At 52.3% G+C, this 3,044-nt stretch carries 1 rRNA gene; it reads left to right on the top strand.

Going from position 1 to position 3,044, the window contains the following annotated elements:
* Positions 1 to 119: 119 nt before the first annotated feature.
* Positions 120 to 3,025 (top strand): 23S ribosomal RNA (locus GYRE_RS04675).
* Positions 3,026 to 3,044 lie beyond the last annotated feature (19 nt).

Genomic DNA, 3,044 nt, shown 5'->3' with positions numbered 1-3,044 from the left:
TTTTGCTCTTTAAAAATCTGGATCAAGCTGAAAATTGAAACGACACACAGTTAATGTGTGTTCGAGTCTCTCAAATTTTCGCAACACGATGTGTTTTACGAAACATCTTCGGGTTGTGAGGTTAAGCGACTAAGCGTACACGGTGGATGCCCTGGCAGTCAGAGGCGATGAAGGACGTGCTAATCTGCGAAAAGCGTCGGCGAGGTGATATGAACCTTTGACCCGGCGATGTCCGAATGGGGAAACCCAGTGCAACTCGTTGCACTATCGTTAACTGAATACATAGGTTAACGAGGCGAACCGGGGGAACTGAAACATCTAAGTACCCCGAGGAAAAGAAATCAACCGAGATTCCCCCAGTAGCGGCGAGCGAACGGGGAGCAGCCCAGAACCTGAATCAGCTTGTGCATTAATGGAACGGTCTGGAAAGTCCGGCGATACAGGGTGATAGCCCCGTACATGAAAGTGCACAGGCTGTGAGTTCGATGAGTAGGGCGGGACACGTGGTATCCTGTCTGAATATGGGGGGACCATCCTCCAAGGCTAAATACTCCTGACTGACCGATAGTGAACCAGTACCGTGAGGGAAAGGCGAAAAGAACCCCGGCGAGGGGAGTGAAAAAGAACCTGAAACCGTGTACGTACAAGCAGTGGGAGCACCTTCGTGGTGTGACTGCGTACCTTTTGTATAATGGGTCAGCGACTTATATTCTGTAGCAAGGTTAACCGTATAGGGGAGCCGAAGGGAAACCGAGTCTTAACTGGGCGTTAAGTTGCAGGGTATAGACCCGAAACCCGGTGATCTAGCCATGGGCAGGTTGAAGGTTGGGTAACACTAACTGGAGGACCGAACCGACTAATGTTGAAAAATTAGCGGATGACTTGTGGCTGGGGGTGAAAGGCCAATCAAACCGGGAGATAGCTGGTTCTCCCCGAAAGCTATTTAGGTAGCGCCTCGTGAACTCATCTTCGGGGGTAGAGCACTGTTTCGGCTAGGGGGTCATCCCGACTTACCAACCCGATGCAAACTACGAATACCGAAGAATGTTATCACGGGAGACACACGGCGGGTGCTAACGTCCGTCGTGAAGAGGGAAACAACCCAGACCGCCAGCTAAGGTCCCAAAGTCATGGTTAAGTGGGAAACGATGTGGGAAGGCACAGACAGCCAGGATGTTGGCTTAGAAGCAGCCATCATTTAAAGAAAGCGTAATAGCTCACTGGTCGAGTCGGCCTGCGCGGAAGATGTAACGGGGCTAAACCATGCACCGAAGCTGCGGCAGCGACACTATGTGTTGTTGGGTAGGGGAGCGTTCTGTAAGCCGTTGAAGGTGTGCTGTGAGGCATGCTGGAGGTATCAGAAGTGCGAATGCTGACATAAGTAACGATAAAGCGGGTGAAAAGCCCGCTCGCCGGAAGACCAAGGGTTCCTGTCCAACGTTAATCGGGGCAGGGTGAGTCGACCCCTAAGGCGAGGCCGAAAGGCGTAGTCGATGGGAAACAGGTTAATATTCCTGTACTTGGTGTTACTGCGAAGGGGGGACGGAGAAGGCTATGTTAGCCGGGCGACGGTTGTCCCGGTTTAAGCATGTAGGCGGGAGGTTTAGGTAAATCCGGACTTCTTTTAACGCTGAGGTGTGACGACGAGGCACTACGGTGCTGAAGTAACAAATGCCCTGCTTCCAGGAAAAGCCTCTAAGCATCAGGTAACATTGAATCGTACCCCAAACCGACACAGGTGGTCAGGTAGAGAATACCAAGGCGCTTGAGAGAACTCGGGTGAAGGAACTAGGCAAAATGGTGCCGTAACTTCGGGAGAAGGCACGCTGATATGTAGGTGAAGCCCCTGCGGGTGGAGCTGAAATCAGTCGAAGATACCAGCTGGCTGCAACTGTTTATTAAAAACACAGCACTGTGCAAACACGAAAGTGGACGTATACGGTGTGACGCCTGCCCGGTGCCGGAAGGTTAATTGATGGGGTTAGCGGCAACGCGAAGCTCTTGATCGAAGCCCCGGTAAACGGCGGCCGTAACTATAACGGTCCTAAGGTAGCGAAATTCCTTGTCGGGTAAGTTCCGACCTGCACGAATGGCGTAATGATGGCCAGGCTGTCTCCACCCGAGACTCAGTGAAATTGAACTCGCTGTGAAGATGCAGTGTACCCGCGGCAAGACGGAAAGACCCCGTGAACCTTTACTATAGCTTGACACTGAACATTGAGCCTTGATGTGTAGGATAGGTGGGAGGCTTTGAAGCGTGGACGCCAGTCTGCGTGGAGCCAACCTTGAAATACCACCCTTTAATGTTTGATGTTCTAACGTAGACCCGTGATCCGGGTTGCGGACAGTGTCTGGTGGGTAGTTTGACTGGGGCGGTCTCCTCCTAAAGAGTAACGGAGGAGCACGAAGGTTAGCTAATCCTGGTCGGACATCAGGAGGTTAGTGCAATGGCATAAGCTAGCTTGACTGCGAGCGTGACGGCGCGAGCAGGTGCGAAAGCAGGTCATAGTGATCCGGTGGTTCTGAATGGAAGGGCCATCGCTCAACGGATAAAAGGTACTCCGGGGATAACAGGCTGATACCGCCCAAGAGTTCATATCGACGGCGGTGTTTGGCACCTCGATGTCGGCTCATCACATCCTGGGGCTGAAGTAGGTCCCAAGGGTATGGCTGTTCGCCATTTAAAGTGGTACGCGAGCTGGGTTTAGAACGTCGTGAGACAGTTCGGTCCCTATCTGCCGTGGGCGCTGGAGAATTGAGGGGGGCTGCTCCTAGTACGAGAGGACCGGAGTGGACGCATCACTGGTGTTCGGGTTGTCATGCCAATGGCATTGCCCGGTAGCTAAATGCGGAAAAGATAAGTGCTGAAAGCATCTAAGCACGAAACTTGCCCCGAGATGAGTTCTCCCTGACTCCCTTGAGAGTCCTGAAGGAACGTTGAAGACTACGACGTTGATAGGTCGGGTGTGTAAGCGTAGCGATACGTTGAGCTAACCAGTACTAATGAACCGTGAGGCTTAACCTTACAACGCCGAAGCTGTTTT

This window comes from Yokenella regensburgei ATCC 49455, from assembly GCF_000735455.1.
In the GTDB taxonomy this organism is placed as follows: Bacteria; Pseudomonadota; Gammaproteobacteria; order Enterobacterales; family Enterobacteriaceae; genus Yokenella; species Yokenella regensburgei.
Note: the sequence above shows the minus strand (reverse complement) of the source record. Positions and strands in the feature narration are given on the sequence as shown.